Source organism: Pseudomonas fuscovaginae SE-1 (genome assembly GCF_000364705.1).
GTDB lineage: Bacteria > Pseudomonadota > Gammaproteobacteria > Pseudomonadales > Pseudomonadaceae > Aquipseudomonas > Aquipseudomonas fuscovaginae_A.
On record NZ_AQOH01000017.1, the window covers coordinates 16152 to 39471 of the forward strand.

Here is a 23320-nt window from a genome sequence, read left to right on the forward strand (position 1 = left end):
GCCCTCGGAGAGTGCAAGATGACAGCTTTGGATTTGCCCGCTGTACCCCGTGTGTTGATTGCCGAGGCGGATCCTTGGGCGCGGGATCTGTTGAGACAGGTGTTGCTGACCGTACGCTGCGACGCGCAACTGGTCCTTTGCGGCAACGGCCAGGAGGCCTTGCAGCAACTGACCGAGCAAGCCTTCGATCTGGTGATCGCCGACCGCGAGTTGCCGGGAGTCGATGGCCTGAGCCTGCTTTACAGCATGCGCCAGAAAAAACGTTCCCCGCTGTTGCCGTTCATCCTGATCAGTTCGCGCAGTGACGTTGCCAGCGTCCGTGAAGCCCTGCCGCTGCAACCTACCGCCTACCTGACCAAGCCGCTGAATGTCGATGGCCTGACCCAGCGCCTGCAGGACCTGCTGCTCGATGCCGGGCAGAGTGTCTTCTGCGAGGTGCCGCCTCTGGCGCCGGGCATGGACCTCAAGACCTTCCTCGAGCGTCGCCGCGAGCAATCGGACGGTGCGCCGCTGATGGCCGACGTGCAGGTTGCGGTGAAACGCAGCCTCAACCCCAACGGCCTCGACCTGAAGCAGTTGGAACAGGAAATCAGCACCGACCCGCAGATCACCGCCGTGCTGATCGCTGCCGCCAACAGCGCGGCGCAGCACCACGGCAGCGCCGTGCAGACTCTGGCCCAGGCTCTGCAGCGCCTGGGTTCGGCGCAAAGCATGAACCTGATCCTCGGCCTGAGTCTCAAGCGCAGTGCCAAGCTCAGCGATGCCGCACTGGCCGATCACGCCGAGCGCTACTGGCAGTTGTCGCTGCATACCGCCGAGTACGGCCGGACGCTGGCGCGGATGTTCGATCTGGACCAGGAGCGCTGTTATTGCGCCGGGCTGTTGCATCGCCTGGGCGACCTGGCTCTGTTGCGTTGCCTGCAGGAGTGGCGGCAGGCGGGTGGCGAGCTGGATGACGGGCAGATCGGCGAATCACTGTCCGCTCTGGGCGCCGGTTACGGTTCGGCGCTGCGTACCCGCTGGCGCTTGCCGCTGGAGCTGCGCGAGCTGATTGCGGCGGTCTACCAGCTCGGGGGTGGGGTGTATTCGCGCGAGGCACTGTCGATGAACCTGGCGGCCCAACTGGCGCACCTCACGCCCAGCCAGAGCATCGAGGACGTGGCCAGGAGCCGCGCCGCCCGGCTGCTCAAGATCGGCATGGCGGACCTGACGCGACTGCGCAAGAACTGACACGACCCACAGGTTCAGGGCGAGCCTTTCCCCCTCACGCCAAGACGATCTGGTTCTTGCCCTGGCGCTTGGCCTTGTACATCGCACCATCCGCCCGGGCGAACAGGCTGTCGAGCAATTGATCCTCTGCGGTCAGGTTGGTCAGCCCCTGGCTGACGGTGGTGCCGAAGTTTTCTCCATCATGGCTGAAAGCCAGGCGCTGAATCTCCCGCTGCAGGCGCTCGGCGATCGCCAGTGCCATGTCCGGTGCGCAGCCGGGCAGCAGGGCGGCGAACTCCTCGCCGCCGATCCGCCCGAACAGATCGCCACTGCGTAGCGCCGAGCGGCCGGTTTCGGCGATCCGCTGCAGTACCAGGTCGCCCGCCGGGTGGCCGTAGGTGTCGTTGATCAGCTTGAAGTCATCGATATCCAGCAGCAGGAATGCCAGCGGCGAATCCTGCAGCCGGGCCTGCTCGAACTCGCGGTGGGCACATTCGAAGAAATGCCGGCGGTTGCTGCTGCCGGTCAGCACGTCGGTGGTGGCCAGGCGCTGCAGTTCGTCTTCCAGGAGCTTCTTCTCGGTGATGTCCTCGGCGATCCCGACCACGATCACCCGCTGGCCCGGTTCGGCGTGACGGCTGATGAAGCACTTGTCGCTGAGCCAGCGGATTTCGCCGTCGGCCCGGATGATGCGGTATTCGCGGTCTTCCACCGCACCTTTCTCCAGCACCTCGGCCAGGCTGCGTTCGGCGTGGTCGAGGTCGTCCGGGTAGATGCTGTGGCGCCATTCGTCGTAGTCGGCCAGCAACAGCCCGGCCGAACGGCCGAAGATGCGCTCGTAGGCCGGACTGACGTAGAGCATCTGTCGCGCCTCCCAGTCGAAGGCCCAGAGCACTGCGTTGACGCTGACCAGCAGGGAACTGAACAGCTGTTCGCGCTCGCTCAGGCGCGCGACCTCGCCTTGGGCGTGGACCAGCGCAAGCAGGGTTTCAGCGGCCTCCGGCCACTGTTGGAGCAAGGACGGTTTCGGTTTTTTTATCACCATCGGCACACATCTCAGAGGGTGGGCCGTGCCGATTTCCGGCACGACGACACTGACAATCCGCCAGTCTGGCGAAGTGCATTTGAGATAGAGGAATGGTCGCTAAGTTCCGAACGACGCGCCCCGAAGCGAGGCGCGCCGATCAGCGGTGTCAGGCGGTGGCGGGGCGTAGCGAGTAGGTTTTCAGCTGGCTGGCGAAATCACGCAGCGATTGGATGCCGCTGGCCTCGGCCTCGTGCACCCAGTCCTTGATCGCCGCGAGCATGTCGTGGCCATTCGAGCTGGTCTTGACCCAGATCTGTTGCAGGGCCAGGCGTTTCTCATAAATTACCTTCAGCGCCTGGCTGTGCTCCAGCATGCCCTCGATGCGCAGGTGGTGCTTGTCGCTGAGCAGGCTGGTCTCGCGCGACAGCAGGCGCTTGGCCCGGTGGAATTTCTGGCGTACCGAATGATCGACCTTGGCCAGTTCCTGTTTCACCAGCGGGCCGATCACCAGCTTGCGGTACTGGGCCATGATCTGGAAACGGTTGTTGAGGATCGCCATGGCGGTGTCCATGTCCAGATGGCCCTTGCCTTCGACCCGGTGGGCGATCGGCGCGACACGCTGCACCCTGGCCAGGCGCAGCAGGCAAAAGACCTTGATCCAGGCCCAGCCCAGGTCGAACTCCCATTTCTTCACCGAGAGCTTGGCCGAGTTGGGGTAGGTGTGGTGGTTGTTGTGCAGTTCCTCGCCGCCGATCAGGATGCCCCAGGGCACCAGGTTGGTGGCGGCGTCGCGGCATTCGAAGTTGCGGTAGCCAACGGCATGGCCCAGGCCGTTGATCACCCCGGCGGCCCAGAACGGGATCCACATCATCTGGATCGCCCAGATGGTGATACCGATGGCGCCGAACAGCAGCAGGTCGATGATGCCCATCAGTGCGACGCCCAGCAGCTTGTAGCGGCTGTACAGGTTGCGTTCGAGCCAGTCGTCCGGGCAGTTCTTGCCGTAGATGCGCAGGGTCTCGGCATTGCCCGCCTCGGCGCGGTACAGTTCGGCACCGGTGCGCAGCACGGTCGACAGGCCGAGGATCACCGGGCTGTGGGGATCGTCGACGGTTTCACATTTTGCGTGATGTTTACGGTGGATCGCCGTCCACTCGCGGGTATTCTGTGCCGTGGTCAGCCACAGCCAGAAACGGAAGAAGTGCTTGAGGCCACCGTTGAGTTCCAGTGAACGGTGGGCCGAATAGCGGTGCAGGTAAACCGTGACGCCGACAATGGTCACGTGGGTCATCAACAGGGTGACCGCCACCAGTTGCCAGGCTGACAGGTCGAGAAAACCGTTGTACCACATAGGCTGTATGGCCCTCGATAAAGTAAAGAACAGCAGTCGCATTATCACCGAGCCACCAGAGAAAACCAGTCGCCGTTTCAGATAAGAGTGCCGGGATGTTTCTTACTCTATAATTCCGGCCGTTTTGTAGGGCAATTTGGCATTTCTAGAGGGAATTAGCACCGCTTATGGCAAGTTCATACCGCAATGCTCTGAAGGCGGGGGTGTTGTACCTGTTGCTGTCGATCCTCTGGATCCAGCTCAGCCAGCAGCTGTTGAGCCGTTTTTTCGATGAGCCCGAGCAGTTGGTGCACTGGCAGATCGTTCGCGGCTACCTGTGGGTCAGTGTCAGTGCGGTGCTGATTTTCCTGATCCACGCGCGGTACCAGCGGTTCGCCCTGGCCGCACGGGAGCGGCAGGCAGCGGGGGCGGGCGAGGACCGCGAGCGCCTGCGCCAGGCTGCGGCGGTGTTCGACTGCACCCGCGAGGGGGTGCTGGTCACCAACCGCGAAGGGCTGATCGTCCACGTCAACCGGGCGTTCGTCGCCATTACCGGTTATCAGGAGGCCGAGGTGCTGGGCCAGCGGCCGAACCTGTTCAAGTCCGGGCGCCATCCGGCGGAGTTCTACCAGAAGGTCTACCAGGCCCTGGAGGAGAGTGGCGAGTGGAGCGGCGAGATCTGGAACCGGCGCAAGAGCGGTGAAATCTACCCGCAGTGGCAGACCATCCGGGCGATTCGCGATGATCACGGCCATCTCAGCCATTACGTCGCGGTGTTTTCCGATATCAGCGCGATCAAGAACTCGCAGCACGAGTTGAGCCAGCTGGCGCACTACGATCCCTTGACCGGCCTGCCCAATCGACTGCTGTTCTCCGACCGGGCCGCCCAGGCGTTGGCCTCGTCGCAGGTGCACAAGCGTGGCTGCGCCCTGCTGCTGATCGATCTCGACCATTTCAAGATCATCAACGACAGCCTCGGCCACAACATCGGTGACCAGTTGCTCAAGGCGGTGGGCGAGCGCCTGCAGGGCCTGTTCGGCGCCGGTATCAGCCTGGCGCGCCTGGGCGGTGACGAATTTGCCGTGCTGGCCGAGAACTGCCCGCAGGTGGTCCAGGCCGCGGCGCTGGCCCAGCGGGTGATCGAAGGCCTCAGGGAGCCGTTCCAACTCGATGGCCACCAGTTGTTCATCAACGCCAGTATCGGCATCAGCCTGTTCCCCAGCGATGCGCTGAATGCCGAGCAACTGCTGCGCAATGCCGACTCGGCGCTGTTCAAGGCCAAGAGTGCCGGTCGCGAGGGTTACGCGCTGTACACCGAGGAACTCACCGCCCATGCCCAGCACCGGGTGGAAATGGCCGGCGAGCTGCGCCGGGCGCTGGAGTTGGGCGAACTGCGTGTGTATTACCAGCCGGTGCATGAGCTGCAGGGCAGCCGGCTGGTCGGGGTCGAGGCGCTGGTGCGCTGGGAGCATCCGCAGCGTGGGCTGGTCTCGCCCGGCGAATTCATTCCGATCGCCGAGCGTACCGGGCTGATCGCCGAGATCGATGCCTGGATCATGGAACAGGCCTGTCGGCAGATGTGCCAGTGGCAACAGGAAGGGCTGCAACTGTCGTTCATCGCCGTGAACGTTTCCAGCCGCCTGTTCGCCCGGCGCGAGCTGTACCAGCAGGTGGCGAAGGTGCTGGACGACACCGGCCTGGACCCGGCGCTGCTCGAACTGGAAGTGACCGAAAGCGCGGTGATGGATGATCCCGAAGTGGCGCTGGAACAGTTGCACCGCCTGCGTGAGCTGGGGGTGAGCCTGGCGATCGACGACTTCGGTACCGGTTATTCCTCGCTGTTGCGGCTCAAGCGCCTGCCGGTGCAGAAGCTCAAGATCGACCAGGGCTTCGTCGCCGGCCTGCCGTGGGACGAAGACGATGCGGCGATCGTCCGCGTGGTCATCGCCCTGGCGCAGAGCATGGGCATGCAGGTGCATGCCGAGGGCATCGAGCAGCAGGAACAGGCGCGCTTCCTCCTTGAGCAGGGCTGCGACCTGGGGCAGGGCTACTGGTTCGGCCGGCCGGTGCCGGCGCCGAGGCTCGATTGGCAACGCGCGCCAGCTATCGCCTGACCCTTGTGGCGAGGGGGCTTGCCCCCGTTCGGCTGCGAAGCAGCCGTCAATCTGTCGCTGCGGTTTACCTGAAAAGACGAGGTCGCTGATTTCAGGGGCGCTTCGCACCCCCAGCGGGGGCAAGCCCCCTCGCCACGAGAGCTCGCCTGTTGCACGGAATGTTTCAGCCCCTTCGTTTTGCCGGCCCTTTCGTAAGATGAATTCAGTTATATCAAAATTCTTAAATAGTATTTTTAAGAATAAATGCGCCTGTCTAAGATGACTTCAACGCCCAAAAGCAGTGCCGCCACTGCCGCGGCAACTCTCATTTCAGGAGCACGACCATGAGCGCATCTCTGCGTAGCGTTGACGGCCAGGACGAAGCAACCATTCTGCGTGAGATCCAGAGCGCCTTGCGCGACCTGCGTTTCGGCGCGGTCGAGATCACCGTGCACAACGCCCAAGTGGTCCAGATCGAGCGCAAGGAAAAATTCCGTCTGCAAAACCCTGGCAACAAACCCAGCTGAACATCGCAAGTCCCTCTGAGCCCTCAGAGGCCCGACTGGTCAACCAGAGGGCGCATCCATCCATGCCCCCTCTACGAAAGACCGCAGCGTTCAGGCTCGAATGCGGACCTGATGCGCCATAAGAACAAGCCAATGCCTCATATTTCTCGGGAGCTTCACCATGTCGTCGATTCGCCGTTACGCCCTGGCCGCGCTCGCCAGCGCCGTGTTTGCCGGTTCCGCCGTTGCCAAGGATTACGAACTGCTCAATGTGTCCTATGACCCGACCCGTGAGCTGTACCAGGACTACAACGCCGAATTCACCAGTTTCTGGAAACAGGCCCATCCCGGCGACAACGTGAAGATCCAGCAATCCCATGGCGGCTCCGGCAAGCAGGGCCGGGCGGTGATCGACGGTCTGCGCGCCGACGTGGTGACCCTGGCCCTGGCCGGCGACATCGACGAAATCGCCAAGCTCGGCAAGACCCTGCCCGAGGACTGGCAGAAGCGCCTGCCGGACGCCAGCACCCCGTACACCTCGACCATCGTGTTCCTGGTGCGCAAGGGCAACCCCAAGGGCATCAAGGACTGGGGCGACCTGATCAAGAAAGACGTGTCGGTCATCACCCCGAACCCGAAAACCTCCGGCGGCGCCCGCTGGAACTTCCTCGCCGCCTGGGCCTACGGCCTGAAAACCGGCGGCAGCGAGGCCAAGGCCGAGGAATACGTGAAGGAGCTGTTCAAGCACGTGCCGGTCCTGGACACCGGTGCCCGCGGCTCGACCATCACCTTCGTCAACAACGGTCAGGGCGACGTCCTGCTGGCCTGGGAAAACGAAGCCTTCCTGGCGCTGAAGGAAGACGGCGGCGCCGACAAGTTCGACATCGTCGTGCCGTCGCTGTCGATCCTTGCCGAGCCACCGGTCGCGGTGGTCGACAAGAACGCCGAGAAGAAGGGCAATACCGAGATCGCCACCGAGTACCTCAAGCACCTGTACAGCCCGGCGGGCCAGGAAATTGCCGCGAAGAACTTCTACCGTCCGCGTGACGAGAAGGTTGCCGCCAAGTACGAGAAGCAGTTCCCCAAACTGGAGCTGGTGACTATCGACAAGGACTTCGGCGGCTGGAAAACTGCCCAACCGAAATTTTTCAATGATGGTGGCGTGTTCGACAAGATCTACCAGGCCCAGTGATCGGGGCCGGTAACCTGAAATAAGCCAAGCCCAGGGCCCCGGATTCCGTTCGGGGCTTTTGTGCGTCAAAACCAAGGACTTTTATGTCGCGTCGTATCTCCCCCGTCATACCCGGCTTCGGGCTGACGCTGGGCTACACCTTGGTGTACCTCAGCCTGATTGTGCTCATCCCGCTGGCGGCGATGTTCGTACATGCCGCCCAGCTCACCTGGGATCAGTTCTGGAACATCATCTCGGCCCCGCGGGTGATCGCGGCACTGAAGCTGAGCTTCGGCACCGCGCTCTATGCGGCCATCATCAACGGTGTCATCGGCACGCTGCTGGCCTGGGTGCTGGTGCGCTACACCTTCCCCGGCCGCAAGATCATCGATGCGATGGTCGACCTGCCGTTCGCCCTGCCCACCGCCGTCGCCGGTATCGCGCTGACCGCGCTGTACACCCCGACCGGTCTGGTCGGGCAGTTCGCCGCCGACCTGGGTTTCAAGATCGCCTACACCCCGCTGGGCATCACCCTGGCGCTGACCTTCGTCACCCTGCCGTTCGTGGTCCGCACGGTACAGCCGGTGCTGGCCGACATTCCCCGTGAAGTCGAGGAAGCCGCCGCCTGCCTGGGCGCCAAGCCGCTGCAGGTGTTCCGCCATATCCTGGTCCCGGCGCTCTTGCCGGCCTGGCTGACCGGCTTCGCCCTGGCTTTCGCCCGTGGCGTCGGCGAGTACGGCTCGGTGATCTTCATCGCCGGCAACATGCCGATGAAGACCGAGATCCTGCCGCTGCTGATCATGGTCAAGCTCGACCAGTACGACTACACCGGCGCGACCTCCATCGGCGTGCTGATGCTGGTGGTTTCCTTTGTCCTGTTGCTGCTGATCAACCTGCTGCAGCGGCGTATCGAAACCCCATAAGGAGGCGCGAGCATGTCCCAATCGTCCATAAGCGCGGCCTCCTCGGCCAATGCCGCCCGGCGTGGCAGCGCCACTTCGCGGCGGATCCTGATCGGCCTCGGCTGGCTGATCTTCGCCCTGTTCCTGCTGTTGCCGCTGTTCATCGTGGTGTCCCAGGGCCTGAAGAACGGCCTGGGCGCCTTCTTTACCGCGATCTTCGAGCCCGATGCGCTGTCGGCGCTGAAACTGACGGTGATCGCGGTGCTGATCTCGGTGCCGCTGAACCTGGTGTTCGGTGTCAGCGCGGCCTGGTGCGTGAGCAAGTACAGCTTCCGTGGCAAGAGCATCCTGGTGACGCTGATCGACCTGCCGTTCTCGGTGTCGCCGGTGATCGCCGGCCTGGTCTACGTGCTGATGTTCGGCGCCCAGGGCCTGTTCGGTCCATGGCTGGCCGACCATGACATCCAGATCGTTTTCGCCCTGCCGGGCATCGTCCTGGCGACCATCTTCGTCACCGTGCCTTTCGTCGCCCGGGAACTGATCCCGCTGATGCAGGAGCAGGGCACCCAGGAGGAAGAGGCCGCCCGGCTGCTGGGCGCCAACGGCTGGCAGATGTTCTGGCATGTCACCGTGCCGAACATCAAGTGGGGCCTGATCTACGGCGTGGTGCTCTGCACGGCGCGGGCGATGGGTGAATTCGGCGCGGTGTCGGTGGTTTCCGGGCACATTCGCGGGGTGACCAACACCCTGCCGCTGCACGTCGAGATCCTCTACAACGAATACAACCACGTGGCCGCGTTCGCCGTGGCGAGCCTGTTGCTGATCCTGGCGCTCTTGATCCTGCTGCTCAAGCAGTGGAGCGAAAACCGTATCAACCGCCTGCGCGCCAGCGCCGCGGAGGAATAAGTCATGTCGATCGAAGTCCGTAACGTCAGCAAGAACTTCAACGCCTTCAAGGCCCTGAACAGCATCAATCTGGACATCAGCAGCGGCGAGCTGGTGGCCCTGCTCGGTCCGTCCGGCTGCGGCAAGACCACCCTGCTGCGGATCATCGCCGGGCTGGAAACCCCGGATGCCGGCAACATCGTGTTCCATGGCGAGGACGTGTCCGGCCACGACGTGCGTGATCGCAACGTCGGTTTCGTGTTCCAGCACTACGCGCTGTTCCGCCACATGACCGTCTTCGACAACGTCGCCTTCGGCCTGCGCATGAAGCCGAAAAACCAGCGGCCGAACGAAAGCCAGATCGCCACCAAGGTGCACGAATTGCTGAATATGGTGCAGCTGGACTGGCTGGCCGATCGCTATCCGGAGCAGTTGTCCGGTGGCCAGCGCCAGCGGATCGCCCTGGCCCGCGCCCTGGCGGTGGAGCCCAAGGTACTGCTGCTGGACGAGCCGTTCGGTGCGCTGGATGCCAAGGTCCGCAAGGAACTGCGCCGCTGGCTGGCGCGGCTGCACGAAGACATCAACCTGACCTCGGTATTCGTGACCCACGATCAGGAAGAGGCGATGGAAGTCGCCGATCGCATCGTGGTGATGAACAAGGGCGTGATCGAGCAGATCGGCTCACCGGGCGAGGTCTACGAGAACCCGGCCAGCGATTTCGTCTACCACTTCCTGGGCGATTCCAACCGGCTGCACCTGGGCGATGACAACCACGTGCTGTTCCGGCCGCACGAGGTGTCGCTGTCGCGCCATGAACTGGAGGATCACCATGTCGCCGAAGTGCGCGACATCCGTCCGCTGGGCGCCACCACCCGGGTGACGCTGAAGGTGGAAGGCCAGAGCGAGTTGATCGAGGCCGAAGTGGTCAAGGACCACGACAGCCTGATCGGCCTGGCGCGGGGCGAGACCCTGTTCTTCAAGCCGAAGGTCTGGCAGAAGCTGGCGAACGTCTGACGGTATCTAGGGCGATCGGGTTTGTGTGGCGAGTGGGCTTGCCCACGCTGGGGCGCGAAGCGGCCCTAAAATCCGTGATCGCGTTATGTCAGGCAGAATGAGGCGCCTGGCTTTAGGGGCGCGTTGCGCCCCAGCGCGGGCAAGCCCGCTCGCCACAGACCGTCCTCTGCCACGGCAAGCCTGCACTGGTTACCGCTCTAATCAGGCCGCCGCGCGCTTCTCGCGCAACTGCACCACCCCCGCCCGCGCCTCGATCTCCTGCTTGAGCGCCTTGCGCAGCCCCAGCAGGAACGCCAACTCGGCCACCACGAACAACGGCCCGACGATCAGCCCGCTGATGTCGTCGACGAACGCCGGTTTGCGTCCCTCGTAGTAATGCCCGATGAACTGGATCACCCAGCCGACCACGAACAGACCGATACCGGCGCTCAACCAGACCATCGTGCTCTGCGCGGCGATCGTCTGGCCTAGCCAAACGGATAGGCCCAGCAGCACCGTCATCAGCAGTCCGAGGGCCACTTCCAGGCGCAGATAGAACCACGCCGAGGCTACCGTCAAAAGCACCGCAGGCGTCAGCCAGAGCCCGGCCACCGGCCATCCCGGCCGTGACAGCAGGGTCGCGACGGCGATCACGATCAGCGGAATTCCGATGAAATGGCTGGCGATGTTTCGTGGATCACGGTGGTACGCCGCATATTGACTGAGATGCTCGACGAGGTTTTTCATTGTTATTCCTCCTGTAGGGTGATGGGATCATGCCCTGCTCGAAAACTTTGCGCTGTCGGCTACCCGACAATCGTCTCGGAGTTCCCATGGAAGTATCTGCCTGGCGTTCACGCCTGCTGACGGGTCACTGGTTCAGCAATCTGCCGGCTCATTTGCAGGATAGCCTGATTGCGGCGGCCAAGGGCCGGCGCCTGACGCCGGGCCAGCGGCTGTTCAAGCGCGGCGACCCGCCCTGTGGCCTGTACGCGGTGCTCGAAGGCTCCATAAGGGTCGGCGCGGTCAGCGAAAAGGGCAAGGAAGCCCTGCTCAGCGTGATCGAGTTGCCGTACTGGTTCGGCGAGATCTCGCTGTTCGATGGCTTGCCGCGCACCCACGATGCCTATGCGGTGGGCCACACCATCCTGCTGCAGGTGCCGCAGGCGGTGCTGCTGCAACTGCTGGATGAACACCCGGAGTACTGGCGGCATTTCGCTTTGCTGATGAGCCAGAAGCTGCGGCTGACCTTCATCGGCCTGGAGCAACTGAGCCTGCTGCCGGCCCGTGAGCGACTGGCGCACCGGCTGCTGCAGATTGCCGAGGGCTATGGCGAGCTCAACCATTCGCGGCAGTTGATCCCGCTGTCCCAGGACCAGTTGGCGTTGATGCTTTCGCTGTCTCGGCAGACCACCAACCAGATCCTCAAGGGGTTTCAGGACGAGGGCATCGTGCACCTGAACTACGGTGAAATCGAGATCATCGACCTGGCGCGCCTGCGGGCTGCCGCTGAAAGCTGACCTGTGCGTTGATCCATTGCCGATGAGCGGCAAAACAGACTCCCAGGAAGTACGGCAGACGCCGCAGAACCGTGGGAGCTGGATTTATCCGCGAATGGGCGCTGAAGCCGCCAAAAGCTTCGCGGCGGGCCGACGCTTCGGTGAATCCAGCTCCCACAGTCTGCGGTGTAAATGACATGTGTGCCTGGCGCGGCCCTCCTTGTGGGAGCCGGCGGTCCGGCGCCCCGGTTTATCCGCGTGCACAGCCTTTGCGAAAGTCACGAACCTTGTGGGAGAAGCTTGCGAAGGTTCCAGCGCCTCAACGCACCCCATCGCGAAACTGCCCCGGCGTCATCCCGGTCCAGCGCTTGAATGCCCGGCTGAAGCTGCTGGTATCGGCAAACCCCAGCAGGTAGCTGATTTCACTCAGTGAGCACTGCGGGTCACGCAGGTGCAGCAGCGCCAGGTTCTCTCGGCATTCGTTGAGCAGCGTGTCATAGCGGCAACCCTCGTCGGCCAGGTGCCGTTGCAGGCTGCGCAGGCTCAGGTGCAGGGCCTGGGCGATGCGTTCGGCCGAAGGTTCGCCCTCCGGCAACTGCGCCTCGATGGCCTGACGCACCTTGCGCTCCCAGGTCAGCGGCTTGAGCTGCGCGAGGGTGCGGTTGAGCACCGCCTCGTTATGTTCGGCCAGCTCCGGGTTGGCGTCGTCCAGGTGGCTGTCGAAGTCGCTGCAGGCGAACTCCAGGCGATCCTCGGCGGCGGCGAAGAACACCGGCGCGCGGAACACCGTGTGCCAGGGCCTGGGGTCAGCCGGTTCGGGCCGCCGCAGGTGCACCGCCAGCGGCGCGTACTCGCGGCCCAGGCGGTTGCGGCAGGTGCGCACATAGATCGCGGCAAACGCGTCGATGGCTTCCGGAGCCGGTTCCGGGCTGCCCTGGGGCACCCGCAGGCTGAAGCGGTAGCGCTCGCCTTCGCGACTCAGTTCCAGTTCCAGGGCGTCGCTGACCACCGGGTGATAGCGCACGATCCGCTCGAACACTTCGCGCAGGCTGCCGCTGGCGACCAGCGCATAACCGAGGGCGTGGAAGGTGGTCGGGCTGACGAACCGCGACACCCGCAGGCCGATCGCCGGGTCGCCGCTGGCCTGCACCGCCAACTGCCACAGGCGGGTGGTGGCGGACAGCGGGTAGCGGGCGTTGGGGTCATCCATCAGTTGCGGGTCGACCCCGGCCTCGCGGCACAGGGCGGCGCTGTCGAGGCCCAGGGCGTCGAGCTGTTTGCGCAGGGCGCGGGTCCAGCTGGAGAGCGAGGTCGGTTCAGGCATGTTGGCGCGTCCGGTCAACGGGTTGGCGTTCGCGGCTAGGGCCTTCAGGGATGCTACGGCGCAAGATGCGAACATCAATGACCAGAGGATGGAATCATGGAAGGTGTTTGCGCAAGTCCCCAGGCCGCGAATGTTCAGCCGTTGGACGATCAGCAGCGCTCTGCGCGCATTCGTGAAGTGGTATTGGCCAGGGGCGTCGAACTGCGCCGGCGCTACCCGGTCCTCAACCACCAGGACGCCCTCGGCGCCGGCATCCTCACCTTCGCCCTGGCCGGCATGATCGGCTCGGCGGCGCTCTATATCGGCGGTTACCTGGCCTGGTGGGCCTGCCTGCTGGTCAATGCCTTTCTCGCCTCGCTGACCCACGAGCTGGAACACGACCTGATCCACAGCATGTATTTCCGCAAGCAGCGGGTGCCGCACAACCTCATGCTGGCGCTGGTCTGGCTGGCGCGGCCAAGCACCATCAACCCGTGGGTGCGCCGCCACCTGCACCTCAACCACCACAAGGTCTCCGGCACCGAGGCCGACATGGAGGAACGGGCGATCACCAATGGCGAGCCCTGGGGCCTGGCGCGGTTGCTGATGGTCGGCGACAACGTGATGTCGGCGCTGATCCGCGCCGGCCGGGCGAAGACCTGGGCGCATCGGCGCAGCATCCTCAAGCGCGTGGTGCTGGTCTATGCGCCGCTGGCCCTGCTGCACTGGGGCGCGTGGTACGTGTTCCTGGGGTACCACGGCGCCAACGGCGTCGCCGCGCTGCTGGGCACCTCGATCGACTGGTCGGCCGGGACGCTGGCGACGATGCGGGTGATCGATATCGCCGCCGTGGTGATCATCGGGCCGAATGTGCTGCGCACCTTCTGCCTGCATTTCATCAGCTCGAACATGCACTACTACGGTGACGTCGAGCCGGGCAACGTGATCCAGCAGACCCAGGTGCTCAACCCCTGGTGGCTATGGCCGTTGCAGGCGTTCTGCTTCAACTTCGGCAGCACCCACGGCATCCATCACTTCGTGGTCAAGGAACCGTTCTACATCCGCCAACTGACCGCGCCGGTGGCGCACAAGGTGATGGCCGAGATGGGCGTGCGCTTCAATGATTTCGGCACGTTTGGCCGCGCGAACCGCTTTGTCCGCCAGGAGCGGGGCAGTGTACAAGAGGTAAGCCGCGCTCGAGCCTGAGTCTTTGTGCGGTTGGTGACTTGTGGCGAGCGGGCTTGCCCGCGCTCGACTGCAAGGCAGTCGTAAAGTCGGCACGCACGGTGTACCTGATGCTGCGCATGGATTGGTTTCGGGGCTGCTTTGCAGCCCAGCGCGGGCAAGCCCGCTCGCCACAGGAGTAAGGTTCAATCCGGCTGGAACGGTGACGCACTGAGGATCACCCCGGTTTCCTCGACATACTGCTGCCAATGCCCGATCAGGGTCGCCAGTCGTTCCGACTGGGCCTCGGCCAGGTCGTGGATTTCCCCCGGATCGGCACTCAGGTCATACAGTTGCCAGGTCGCCGGGCCCACGGGACCTGGGATGTACACCGCCTTCCAGTGCCCCTGGCGAATCGCCCGGCGGCCGAACAGTTCCCAGCCGGTGACGGTGTGTTCGTCGTGCACCTGCGCGGTCTCGCCGGAGAGGAAACCCAACCACGACTTGCCGCGCAACGGCGCCACGTCCCGGCCGTGCCAGCGCTTGCCCGGATGGCGCACGCCAGCCAGGTCGAGCAGGGTCGGGGTGATGTCCATCACCGTGGCAAAGCCGTGGCTGATCTGCCCCGGTCGGGTCAGCGGCGGATAGTGCAGCAGCGCCGGCACGCGGATGCCGCCCTCGGTGGTGAAGGCCTTGAACAGCCGCGACGGGGCCGTCGCCGCCTGAGCCCAGGCCGGGCCGTACCAGACGTAGGAGTTGGCCCGGCCGATGTTCTCCAGGCTGTTGTCGTAATGCCGGTCCAGGTAACCGAGCAGTTCCGGGCCGAACTTGGGAAACGCCTCCAGCAGGGCGCCCTCGGCACCGTTGTCGGACATGAACAGGATGAAGGTGTTGTCCAGCAGCCCCTGCTTGCGCAGGTAATCCACGACCCGGCCGATGTTCCAGTCCATTCGCTCGACCATCGCCGCATACACCTCCATCGACCGCGCCGAACGCTGGCGCTGTTCCTCGCTCAGCGACTCCCACTCGGCGGTGAGACCGAGCAGCGGGTGCGGTTCGACCTCGCTGTCGATCAGGCCCAACTGCCGGAGTTTTTCCAGGCGTTCCAGGCGCAGCACTTCAGGGCCGGCGTCATAGCGGCCCCTGTAGCGGGCGACCACCTCGGCCGGTGCCTGCAACGGCCAGTGCGGCGCGGAAAACGGCAGGTAGGCGAAGAACGGCTGGCTCTGGTCGCGTTCCTTGAGGTACTGCAGCAGCTTGTCGGCGAAGGCGTCGGAGGAATAGAAATCCTCCGGCAACTGCTCGACGAAATCCTGGTCCTCGATGTACAGCGCCGGGGTCGACTTGAGCAGGCCCGGGGTGGTCTCGTCGTAGGTCGGCTCGAAACCGTAGTGGTTGGCCGCGCCCGGCAGCAGCGAGAACGAGCGCTGGAAACCGCGGGCATGGGGTGCCTGTTCGGCGGTCAGGCCCAGGTGCCACTTGCCGCTGATCCAGGTCTGGTAGCCGGATTCGCGCAGCAGCTCGGGCAGCGCCACCACGCGGTCGTTGAGGTAGCCCTCATAGCCTGGCTTGCCGATCAGCTCCGGGGTCAGCGCCTCGGCCATGGTGCCGATGCCGGCGATGTGGTGGTCGGTGCCGGTCAGCAGCATCGAGCGGGTCGGCGAGCAGGTTGGCGCGGTGTGGAAGTCGGTCAGGCGCAGGCCACCCTGGGCCAGGGCATCGAGGTTCGGCGTGGCGATCTCGCCGCCGAAGGCGCCGAGGTCGGAAAAGCCGAGGTCGTCGGCCAGGATCACCAGGAAATTCGGGCGTTGCGCCATGTCGGGGTTCCTCTCAGCAGGCGATGAAGGTCAGGGGCAGGTCGCGGATCTGTTCGGGCGCCGGCGGCTGGTAGTGATCGTCGCGGGTCAGCTCGTGCAGCAGTTCCTCGCGCAGACGGTGGAATTCGAAGCCGCTGCGCTGGCGCGGATGGGGCAGGGCGATCTCGACCACCCGCTTGATCCGGCCGGGACGCGGCTCCATCACCACCACCCGGTCGGCGAGAAAGATCGCCTCTTCCACATCGTGGGTGACCAGCAGCGTGGTGATCCGGGCACGCTCGCGGATCGCCAGCAGTTCGTCCTGCATCTGCTGACGGGTCAGTGCGTCGAGGGCACCGAACGGCTCGTCCAGCAGCAGGATGCGTGGGCTGGCCACCAGTCCGCGGGCGATCGCCACGCGCTGGGCCATGCCGCCGGACAACTGGTGCGGGTAGGCGCGGGCGAAGTCGGCCAGGCCGACCAACTGGATGAAATCACGGATGCGCCGCTGGCGTTCGTCGTTGCCCAGCGCTTCATTGACCAGACCCAGGCCGATGTTGTCCTCGACCGTCAGCCAGGGAAACAGCCGATGCTCCTGGAAGACGATGCCGCGCTCGCTGCCGATGCCGTCGATCACCTTGCCGTCGATGCGAATCTCGCCGCGAAAGACGGTGTCCAGGCCGACCAGCAGCCGCAGCAGGGTGGACTTGCCGCAGCCGCTGGAGCCGACGATGGCGACGAATTCGCCTTCGCCGATATCCAGGCTGAAGTTATCGATGGCCTGCAGTTCGGCGCCGTCGACGTCGAAGGATTTGCCGACCTGGTTGAAGCTGACCAGTGGTGCGTTCATGCGTGTCTCCAGCGGGTGGCGCGGGTTTCGAGGCGTTGGCCGAGCCGGTTGATCAGCGCGCCGGTGAGGCCGACCAGGAGCATGCCGGCCATGATCACGTCCATTTGCAGCAACTGTTGGGCGCCGATCATCAGTGAGCCGATGCCGCCGTTGGACGGCATGAAGTATTCGGCGCCGAGGGTGCCCAGCCAGGCGTAGATCAGGCTCAGGCGCAGCCCGGCGAAGATCCCCGGCGCGGCGCCGGGCAGTACCAGTTTGCGCAGCCGCTGCCAGAGGTTCAGGCGCAATACCCGGGCCGCTTCGCTCAGTTGTGGCGAGAGACTGGCGACGCTGCGCTGGGTGGCGATGAACAGCGGGAAGAACGCGGCCAGGCCGACGAACACCACCTTGGCCCATTCACCGAGGCCGAACCAGGCGGTGATCAGCGGCACCCAGGCGAAGATCGCGATCTGGCGCAGTGCCGACAGGCTGGGGCCGAGCAGGCGTTCGCCGGTCTTCGACAGCCCCAGCAGCAGGCCCAGGCCGAGCCCCAGCGAACCGCCGAGCAGCAGGCCGGCGAAGGTGCGTTTCAGGCTCAGGCCGAGGCTGCCCGGCAGACTGCCGTCGAGCAGGCCGCTCCAGGTGCCGTGCAGTACGGCCAGGGGGCTGGCGAGGATGTTGCCGTCGACCCACTCAAGCTCGCTCGCCAGTTGCCAGAGCACCAGCAGCGTCAGCGGCAGCAGCCACGGTTGCAGGCGTTGCCAACCCTGATAGCGCGGGCCACGGGGAATCTGCGCGGTGGCCGGATGCGGCCAGTGCACCAGGCGCCGGTCGAGCAGGGCGATGCCGCGATCCATCAGCACGCCGATCACGCCGATGACCAGGATGCAGACGAAGACGATATCGAGCATGAACAGTTGCCGGGCGTAGACCATCAGGTAGCCGATGCCCTCGCTGGAGGCCAGCAGTTCCACCGCCAGCAACGAGGTCCAGCCGGCGGCCAGCGCCAGGCGCAGGCCGGCCATGAACGCCGGCAGGGCGGCGGGCAGGATCAGCCGGCGCACCAGCAGGGTCGGCGACAGCCGCAGTACCGCCGCCGCTTCGCGCAGGCGCGGCTGGGCATCGCGTACACCGACCAGGGTGTGCAGGGTCACCGGCACCACGATGGCCTTGATCAGCACCACCAGCTTGAGCAACTCGCCGATGCCGAAAAACACCATGAACAGTGGAATCCAGGCCAGGGTCGGGATCTGCGCCAAGGCGCTGAAGGTGGGGAACACCAGGCGCTCGGCGCGGCGGCTGAAACCGAGGCTGGCGCCGAGCAGGGCGCCGAGGCCGACCCCGGCGAGCAGGCCGTACAGCAGCCGTTGCAGGCTGATCCACAAATGGCCCCACAACTCGCCGCTGCCCAGTTCCAGCGCGCCTTGTGCCACCCGTGCGGGCGACGGCAGGATCTGCTCGCTCATCCAGTGCTGGCGGCTGGCGATCCACCACAGAGCGGCGAGCGCCAGCGGTAGCAACCAGGGCAGCAGGCGCTGGCCGAGGTGCGGCCACAGCCGGCCTTGTCTGGCGGGCGGCAGCGTCAGCGGCAGGCTGAGGAGGGAAACACGGGCCATGGCAGACCTCCGTTGTCGGTTTTCCGGGCGATGCACGGCGTCAGGGTGAATATGCTTGTTCGATCTATAAATAATTTGATCGATTCTATTGGGAGATAAGGAAAAGCCATTTAAGGCCTGCGATGGGCCGGCATCCAATGCATTCGAAGAATATTTTCCATGCGTTTACCGCATATCCCCGCAGGGGCTGGGTTTTACTGCTTATATTCCTTTGAGTTACTAAAATGTGAATTATTAGTATTTTATCGCTGGTAAAAACTGTGCCTACCTTCAGCGCCTCGAAGCCTGTCGCATTAGGAGCGCCACCGATGAAAACCCCATTCAAGGGCCGCCTCGCCCGACTGTTCGCCACCCCCTTGCTGGCCGGCGTGCTGGGCTGTCTGTCGCTGACGAGCATGGCGGCCGAGGTCAAGGAGATCCGTATCGCGGTGCCCGACCTGAGTGCCGGCACCCAGCACAGCGGGGGTGGCGTGGTGGATGTGCTGCGCAGCCAGCAGATCCTGGAAAAGGCCTTTGCCGACCAGGGCATCAAGGTCCAGTGGAATTTCTTCAAGGGTGCCGGCCCGGTGATCAATGAGGCGATCGCCAATGGTCAGGTGGACTTCGCCTACCTGGGGGACCTGGCGGCGATCATCGGCAAGTCCAATGGCCTCGATACCCGCCTGCTGAGCGCCACCGCGCGGGGGATCAAGCAGTATCTGGGCGTGGTGCCCGGCTCGGGGATCCATTCGCTGCAGGACCTCAAGGGCAAGCGCGTGGCGGTGTTCCGGGGTACCGCCTGCCAGTTGTCCTTCGATGCCGCGCTGGCCAGCCAGGGCCTGAGCGAGAAGGACATCAAGGTCATCAACCTCGATTTCAGCGCGGCGGTGGCGGCACTGGCGGCGAAGCAGGTCGATGCGTCGTGGGGCGGTTCGAACCTGACGGCGCTGCAGGCCAGGGGCCTGGCCGAATTGCCGGTGACCACCCGGACCCTGGGCGGGGCGGGCAGCATCCAGAGCGTGCTGCTGGGCTCCGGAGCCTTTGTCGATGCCCACCCGGACCTGGTCGCCAAGCTGCTCAAGGCGCAACAGCAGGCGGTGGAGTGGCTGACCCAGGAAGACAACAAGCAGGCCTACGTCGAGCTGGTGTCGGGGTTGGCGAATTATCCACAGGTGATTCTGCAGCAGGACCTCAAGGACGAGAAACTGAGCGAGATCTTCCCCTCGCAGCTGGACCCGGTGTTCCTCGGCAAGCTGCAGGACTCGGTGGACCTGGCGGCACAGCAGAAGCTGATTCGCCGGCCGTTCAAGGTGACGGACTGGGTGCAGCCGAACCTGGCGGCGGCAGGGCTGTGATCCGCACTACCTGAGGGTGCACCCCCTCTCTGTAGGAGTCGGCTTGCTGGCGATAGCGCCCGTATGAGCGCCATCAATGAGTTGGATGGCCGCCTTTGGCGGATCGCCAGCAAGCCGGCTCCTACAGAGAGGGGGGGCACCCCAAGGGTTGGATGGGTGTCCAACTTCTTGGGGGCAGTCCAAAAGCTAGACCGCCAGGCGATCTTCCTGGTTATCCACAGCCACCAGCGTTGCGATCATCGCCCGCGCCGCCGGTGACAGGCGGAACCCGGTGCGGCTGACGATGCCGCAGCGCGCACTCAGGTTCTCGATGTTCTGCGGCAGGTTGCGCCAGTGCAACGGCACCAGGGAACCTTTTTCCACATCCTCCTCGAACGCTTCCCGGCTTCCCAATCCGATCGCATTGGAACGCCGAACGATCTTCACCAGTGCCGAAAAGTGCTCGGTCTCGATATTCGGCGAAAAATCCGTACGCCCGCTGAGGTTCGCCAGCAGCTTGCGGATCCCCGGCGGAATCAGCGTGGCCGCCAGCGGGTAGTCGAACATGTCGTTGGTCGACAGGCTGTCCTTGGCCAGCAGAGGATGCCCGGGCCGGCAGAAGAACACCCCGCCCCGGGGCCTTAGCGCCTGGGTCTGGAAATTCGGGTCGGCCTCGAAATGGCGAATGTCGGCAATGAAGAATTCGATCTCTTCGCGGCTCAGGCTGCGGCTGAGCCGCTCCCAGTTATCCACACGGAAGCGGGTGTGGACCTTCGGGTGCTCATTGAGGAACCGCGCCACCGCCTCCGGCACCAGCTTCACCGCCGGCGCCGGGCCGCAACCGAAGCGCAGTTCGCCGGCATCGAGCTTGGTCATCTGCGTCACTTCGGCACTGAGCAGCGCCGCGCCCTGAACCAGGCTCAGAGCATGTTGCAGCACCACCTGGCCCTCGGGAGTGGGGCGCAGGTCCTTGTTGCCGCGGTCCACCAGCACGCAGCCGAACTCCTGCTCCAGCCCCTGGATACTGCGGCTGAAGGCCGGCTGGGTGATGCCCATGGCGTCCGCCGCGCGGACAAAACTGCGGTGTTCGTTGAGGGCGATGAAGTAACGCAGTTGGCGAAGATCCATATGCTTTCCCGGCATCCGAAAAATAGCTCGAAGGTATTTGCGACGAGCTGGGCTTAAGGTTTTAAATGCAAGCTCTTATTCCGTCAATGAAGCATGTGAATATCTATTAGATGTAAATGGAATATAGATAGAGCATTGTTTCGTGGCGGCTCAAACCGCAAGCAGTCGACGAGGGACCTTCCATGAGCAATGCCGCACTGGCTGTAAAACCTGCCGTACACGCCCTGGACATTCATCCGGTGGCCGGTCGTATCGGCGCCGAGATCCGGGGCGTCGCGCTGTCCGGCGAGCTGGATGCCAGCGTCGTCGAGGCGATCCAGCAGGCGCTGTTGCAGTACAAGGTGATTTTCTTCCGTGGCCAGACCCACCTCGACGACCAGAGCCAGGAGGCCTTTGCCCAATTGCTTGGCGAGCCGGTGGCGCACCCGACGGTGCCGGTGGTCGACGGAACCCACTACCTGATGGAGCTGGACGGCACCAAGGGCCAGCGGGCCAATTCCTGGCACACCGACGTGACCTTCATCGATGCCTATCCGAAGGCCTCGATCCTGCGCTCGGTACTGGCCCCGGCCGCCGGTGGCGACACGGTGTGGGCGAACACGGCGGCGGCCTACGACGAGCTGCCAGTGGAACTGCGCGAGCTGGCGGACAAGCTGTGGGCGGTGCACAGCAACGAATACGACTACGCCGGGCTACGGCCCAATGTGTCCGCGCAGGCTCAGGAGCGCTATCGCCAGGTGTTCACCTCGACCGTGTACGAGACCGAGCACCCGGTGGTGCGGGTGCACCCGATCAGCGGCGAGCGCAGCCTGCTGCTGGGGCACTTCGTCAAACGCATCAAGGGTTATCTGCCGACGGATTCGGCGCATCTGTTCAATGTGCTGCAGAGCCACGTGACGCGCCTGGAGAACACCGTGCGCTGGCGCTGGCAGACCGGTGACGTGGCGATCTGGGACAACCGCGCCACCCAGCACTACGCGGTGGACGACTACGGCACCCAGGAACGCATCGTGCGTCGGGTGACGCTCAAGGGCGAAGTGCCGGTGGGCGTGCAGGGGCAGCGCAGCCAGACCCTGCGCGGGGCTTGAATCCGAAGGGATGCCGACTGTGGTGGTATCGGTCTGTGGCGAGCGGGCTTGCCCGCGCTGGGACGCAACGCGTCCCCAAAACCTGCTACCGCGTTTTATCGGATACATCACGATGTCTGGTTTCAGGGGTGCCTTGCACCCCAGCGCGGGCAAGCCCGCTCGCCACAGGCTCCTGTTGAACCAGGACTCGTTTGTTCAGTCACCAGACCCCGATCCGCACCACCCTCTCCGCCTCCGGCTCGCCATAACGGAAACGCTGCCCGCGCAGGTCGATTTCCTCATGGCTGATGGTGGTGCGGCGCTTGAGGCCGCGCAGCCAGTCGAGCAGGTAACCCAGGTGTTCCTCGCGCACCGCGGCGAACGCCGGGTCGGCACCCAGGTCATGCAACTCCTGCGGATCGTTCTCCAGATCGAACAACTGCGGGCGGAAGCCGTCATACGTCAGGTACTTCCAGCGTTCGCTGCGCACCATGGTCATTCGGCAACGATCGATCGGCTGCCCCAGTCGCTCCCGCGCCGGAGCCTGGAACGCATAGTCGTATTCGGCGATGGCGTAGCGCCGCCATTCCGGCTGCCCGCCGTGCAGCAGCGGCACCAGTGAACGCCCCTCCAATCGATGCTCCGCGCCCGGCAACCCCAGCGCGTCGAGAAAGGTCGGCAGCGCATCGATGGTTTCCACCAGTCGCTCGTCCACCGTGCCACGGGTGCTGTCCGCCGCCGCACGCGGGTCGCGCACGATCAGCGGCACGCCGACCGCCGGCTCCAGCAGGAACTCCTTCTCGCCGAGGAAATGGTCGCCGAGAAAATCGCCGTGGTCGCTGGTGAAGACGATCAGCGTGTCGTCCCAGCGCCCGCTCGACTGCAGCGCATCGAACAGCCGTCCGAGCTGGTCATCCACCTGCTTGATCAGGCCCATGTAGGTCGGCACCACGTTCAAGCGCACTTCGTCGCGGGAAAAGTTCAGGCTTTCCTCGTGCTGGCGGAAGGCGTTGTACACCGGGTGGTCGCTGGCCGCGCCAGGTTGCGGACGGATCGGCGCGATGACCTGGTCCTGGCCGTACAGGGCGTGATAGGGCGCTGGCGCGATGTACGGCCAGTGCGGCTTGATGTACGAGAGGTGCAGGCACCAGGGCTGCTCGCCCTGTTCGCGGATGAAGTCGAGGGCGCGGTCGGTGGTGTAGACGGTTTCCGAGTGCGCTTCTGGAATGCGTGCCGGCCGATGGGCGTTGCGCATCTTCCAGCCGCTGAGGATTTCACCGTCGCTGCCTTCGGCGGCGTTGGCCCAGTCGTGCCAGGGGTTCTCGCCGCTGTAGCCGAGCCCACGCAGGTAGTGGGTGTAGGGTGCCGATTCGCGCTTGTCGGCGAACAGCGGGCTGTCGGGATAGATGCCGTCGTGGCGCATCCAGGGCTCGAAGCCGACCTCGTTCAGCGGCTCGGCCCGCGGGCTGTCGGGGTCGATGGCGAGCCG

The 23320-nt window shown here is 64.5% G+C and carries 20 protein-coding genes; 11 read left to right on the top strand and 9 right to left on the bottom strand.

Annotated elements, in window-relative coordinates; genetic code table 11:
• The first annotated feature begins 18 nt into the window (after window positions 1–18).
• The gene (locus K675_RS0102590; RefSeq protein ID WP_026144862.1) at window positions 19–1230 is read left to right on the top strand and encodes a response regulator; all 1212 of its coding nucleotides are present in this window, start codon (window positions 19–21) and stop codon (window positions 1228–1230) included.
• 34 nt (window positions 1231–1264) lie between these two features.
• Here the strand turns inward: K675_RS0102590 and K675_RS0102595 are convergent, their stop codons facing one another.
• Window positions 1265–2254, bottom strand: a complete 990-nt coding sequence (locus K675_RS0102595) for a GGDEF domain-containing protein (protein WP_026144863.1) — start codon at window positions 2252–2254, stop codon at window positions 1265–1267.
• 148 nt (window positions 2255–2402) lie between these two features.
• A complete protein-coding gene (gene desA / locus K675_RS0102600) occupies window positions 2403–3587 on the bottom strand; it encodes a delta-9 fatty acid desaturase DesA (RefSeq protein WP_017901951.1) in 1185 nt (394 codons plus the stop codon).
• 167 nt (window positions 3588–3754) lie between these two features.
• Here desA and dibA point away from each other — a divergent pair, with 167 nt between their 5' ends.
• The 6 genes from dibA (at window position 3755) to K675_RS0102630 (ending at window position 10137) form a co-directional block, all read left to right on the top strand.
• Window positions 3755–5680 (top strand): phosphodiesterase DibA, encoded by a 1926-nt coding sequence (dibA, locus tag K675_RS0102605; RefSeq protein ID WP_026144864.1) that lies wholly within the window; start codon window positions 3755–3757, stop codon window positions 5678–5680.
• 323 nt (window positions 5681–6003) lie between these two features.
• Complete coding sequence (oscA, locus tag K675_RS0102610; protein ID WP_007941032.1) at window positions 6004–6186, top strand: sulfur starvation response protein OscA; 183 nt, start codon at window positions 6004–6006, stop codon at window positions 6184–6186.
• 160 nt (window positions 6187–6346) lie between these two features.
• On the top strand, window positions 6347–7357 hold the full coding sequence (locus K675_RS0102615; protein ID WP_017901953.1) for a sulfate ABC transporter substrate-binding protein: 1011 nt from the start codon (window positions 6347–6349) through the stop codon (window positions 7355–7357).
• Between the two features lie 83 nt (window positions 7358–7440).
• The gene (gene cysT / locus K675_RS0102620; protein ID WP_017901954.1) at window positions 7441–8259 is read left to right on the top strand and encodes a sulfate ABC transporter permease subunit CysT; all 819 of its coding nucleotides are present in this window, start codon (window positions 7441–7443) and stop codon (window positions 8257–8259) included.
• A gap of 12 nt (window positions 8260–8271) precedes the next feature.
• Complete coding sequence (gene cysW / locus K675_RS0102625; protein WP_017901955.1) at window positions 8272–9144, top strand: sulfate ABC transporter permease subunit CysW; 873 nt, start codon at window positions 8272–8274, stop codon at window positions 9142–9144.
• 3 nt (window positions 9145–9147) lie between these two features.
• Window positions 9148–10137: a sulfate/molybdate ABC transporter ATP-binding protein gene (locus K675_RS0102630; protein WP_017901956.1), complete on the top strand. Its 990-nt coding sequence runs from the start codon at window positions 9148–9150 to the stop codon at window positions 10135–10137.
• A 201-nt stretch (window positions 10138–10338) separates the two neighbouring features.
• On the opposite strand, the gene K675_RS0102635 is transcribed toward K675_RS0102630, so the two are convergent.
• Complete coding sequence (locus K675_RS0102635) at window positions 10339–10863, bottom strand: DUF962 domain-containing protein (RefSeq protein WP_017901957.1); 525 nt, start codon at window positions 10861–10863, stop codon at window positions 10339–10341.
• A gap of 86 nt (window positions 10864–10949) precedes the next feature.
• Here K675_RS0102635 and K675_RS0102640 point away from each other — a divergent pair, with 86 nt between their 5' ends.
• Window positions 10950–11636 (top strand): Crp/Fnr family transcriptional regulator, encoded by a 687-nt coding sequence (locus tag K675_RS0102640; protein WP_017901958.1) that lies wholly within the window; start codon window positions 10950–10952, stop codon window positions 11634–11636.
• A 298-nt stretch (window positions 11637–11934) separates the two neighbouring features.
• On the opposite strand, the gene K675_RS0102645 is transcribed toward K675_RS0102640, so the two are convergent.
• The gene (locus K675_RS0102645; RefSeq protein WP_017901959.1) at window positions 11935–12939 is read right to left on the bottom strand and encodes an AraC family transcriptional regulator; all 1005 of its coding nucleotides are present in this window, start codon (window positions 12937–12939) and stop codon (window positions 11935–11937) included.
• Between the two features lie 96 nt (window positions 12940–13035).
• On the opposite strand from K675_RS0102645, the gene K675_RS0102650 reads away from it, so the two are divergent.
• Complete coding sequence (locus K675_RS0102650; RefSeq protein WP_017901960.1) at window positions 13036–14124, top strand: fatty acid desaturase; 1089 nt, start codon at window positions 13036–13038, stop codon at window positions 14122–14124.
• Between the two features lie 164 nt (window positions 14125–14288).
• Here the strand turns inward: K675_RS0102650 and K675_RS0102655 are convergent, their stop codons facing one another.
• Genes K675_RS0102655 through K675_RS0102665 form a run of 3 tightly spaced genes read right to left on the bottom strand, consistent with a single transcriptional unit; the run spans window position 14289 to window position 18323 of the window.
• Entirely contained in the window at window positions 14289–15899 is a 1611-nt protein-coding gene (locus tag K675_RS0102655; protein ID WP_017901961.1) for an arylsulfatase, read from the bottom strand.
• 13 nt (window positions 15900–15912) lie between these two features.
• Window positions 15913–16728 carry an ABC transporter ATP-binding protein gene (locus K675_RS0102660; RefSeq protein ID WP_017901962.1) on the bottom strand — a complete coding sequence of 272 codons (816 nt, stop codon included), beginning with the start codon at window positions 16726–16728 and terminating at the stop codon, window positions 15913–15915.
• A complete protein-coding gene (locus K675_RS0102665) occupies window positions 16725–18323 on the bottom strand; it encodes an ABC transporter permease (RefSeq protein WP_017901963.1) in 1599 nt (532 codons plus the stop codon). The genes K675_RS0102660 and K675_RS0102665 overlap by 4 nt, the downstream gene beginning before the upstream one ends.
• Before the next feature lie 308 nt (window positions 18324–18631).
• On the opposite strand from K675_RS0102665, the gene K675_RS0102670 reads away from it, so the two are divergent.
• Window positions 18632–19657, top strand: coding sequence for an ABC transporter substrate-binding protein (locus tag K675_RS0102670; protein WP_017901964.1), 1026 nt, complete (start codon window positions 18632–18634; stop codon window positions 19655–19657).
• Between the two features lie 186 nt (window positions 19658–19843).
• Here K675_RS0102670 and K675_RS0102675 read toward each other — a convergent pair whose 3' ends face one another.
• Window positions 19844–20764 carry a LysR family transcriptional regulator gene (locus K675_RS0102675; RefSeq protein WP_017901965.1) on the bottom strand — a complete coding sequence of 307 codons (921 nt, stop codon included), beginning with the start codon at window positions 20762–20764 and terminating at the stop codon, window positions 19844–19846.
• Window positions 20765–20946: 182 nt separating this feature from the next.
• Here K675_RS0102675 and K675_RS0102680 point away from each other — a divergent pair, with 182 nt between their 5' ends.
• On the top strand, window positions 20947–21852 hold the full coding sequence (locus tag K675_RS0102680) for a TauD/TfdA dioxygenase family protein (protein WP_017901966.1): 906 nt from the start codon (window positions 20947–20949) through the stop codon (window positions 21850–21852).
• A gap of 199 nt (window positions 21853–22051) precedes the next feature.
• Here K675_RS0102680 and K675_RS0102685 read toward each other — a convergent pair.
• A partial coding sequence (locus tag K675_RS0102685; protein ID WP_017901967.1) for a sulfatase-like hydrolase/transferase occupies window positions 22052–23320 on the bottom strand: 1269 nt, incomplete at its 5' end.

What these genes read in the sequence shown, in the direction of transcription:
- K675_RS0102670 (WP_017901964.1), top strand. Translation starts at nt 18,632, where the DNA reads ATGAAAACCCCATTCAAGGGCCGCCTCGCCCGACTGTTCGCCACCCCC.
- K675_RS0102595 (WP_026144863.1), bottom strand. Translation starts at nt 2,254, where the DNA reads ATGGTGATAAAAAAACCGAAACCGTCCTTGCTCCAACAGTGGCCGGAG.
- K675_RS0102615 (WP_017901953.1), top strand. Translation starts at nt 6,347, where the DNA reads ATGTCGTCGATTCGCCGTTACGCCCTGGCCGCGCTCGCCAGCGCCGTG.
- desA (WP_017901951.1), bottom strand. Translation starts at nt 3,587, where the DNA reads ATGTGGTACAACGGTTTTCTCGACCTGTCAGCCTGGCAACTGGTGGCG.
- K675_RS0102675 (WP_017901965.1), bottom strand. Translation starts at nt 20,764, where the DNA reads ATGGATCTTCGCCAACTGCGTTACTTCATCGCCCTCAACGAACACCGC.
- dibA (WP_026144864.1), top strand. Translation starts at nt 3,755, where the DNA reads ATGGCAAGTTCATACCGCAATGCTCTGAAGGCGGGGGTGTTGTACCTG.
- cysW (WP_017901955.1), top strand. Translation starts at nt 8,272, where the DNA reads ATGTCCCAATCGTCCATAAGCGCGGCCTCCTCGGCCAATGCCGCCCGG.
- K675_RS0102680 (WP_017901966.1), top strand. Translation starts at nt 20,947, where the DNA reads ATGAGCAATGCCGCACTGGCTGTAAAACCTGCCGTACACGCCCTGGAC.
- K675_RS0102640 (WP_017901958.1), top strand. Translation starts at nt 10,950, where the DNA reads ATGGAAGTATCTGCCTGGCGTTCACGCCTGCTGACGGGTCACTGGTTC.
- K675_RS0102660 (WP_017901962.1), bottom strand. Translation starts at nt 16,728, where the DNA reads ATGAACGCACCACTGGTCAGCTTCAACCAGGTCGGCAAATCCTTCGAC.
- K675_RS0102645 (WP_017901959.1), bottom strand. Translation starts at nt 12,939, where the DNA reads ATGCCTGAACCGACCTCGCTCTCCAGCTGGACCCGCGCCCTGCGCAAA.
- K675_RS0102665 (WP_017901963.1), bottom strand. Translation starts at nt 18,323, where the DNA reads ATGGCCCGTGTTTCCCTCCTCAGCCTGCCGCTGACGCTGCCGCCCGCC.
- K675_RS0102655 (WP_017901961.1), bottom strand. Translation starts at nt 15,899, where the DNA reads ATGGCGCAACGCCCGAATTTCCTGGTGATCCTGGCCGACGACCTCGGC.
- K675_RS0102590 (WP_026144862.1), top strand. Translation starts at nt 19, where the DNA reads ATGACAGCTTTGGATTTGCCCGCTGTACCCCGTGTGTTGATTGCCGAG.
- K675_RS0102630 (WP_017901956.1), top strand. Translation starts at nt 9,148, where the DNA reads ATGTCGATCGAAGTCCGTAACGTCAGCAAGAACTTCAACGCCTTCAAG.
- K675_RS0102635 (WP_017901957.1), bottom strand. Translation starts at nt 10,863, where the DNA reads ATGAAAAACCTCGTCGAGCATCTCAGTCAATATGCGGCGTACCACCGT.
- K675_RS0102650 (WP_017901960.1), top strand. Translation starts at nt 13,036, where the DNA reads ATGGAAGGTGTTTGCGCAAGTCCCCAGGCCGCGAATGTTCAGCCGTTG.
- oscA (WP_007941032.1), top strand. Translation starts at nt 6,004, where the DNA reads ATGAGCGCATCTCTGCGTAGCGTTGACGGCCAGGACGAAGCAACCATT.
- cysT (WP_017901954.1), top strand. Translation starts at nt 7,441, where the DNA reads ATGTCGCGTCGTATCTCCCCCGTCATACCCGGCTTCGGGCTGACGCTG.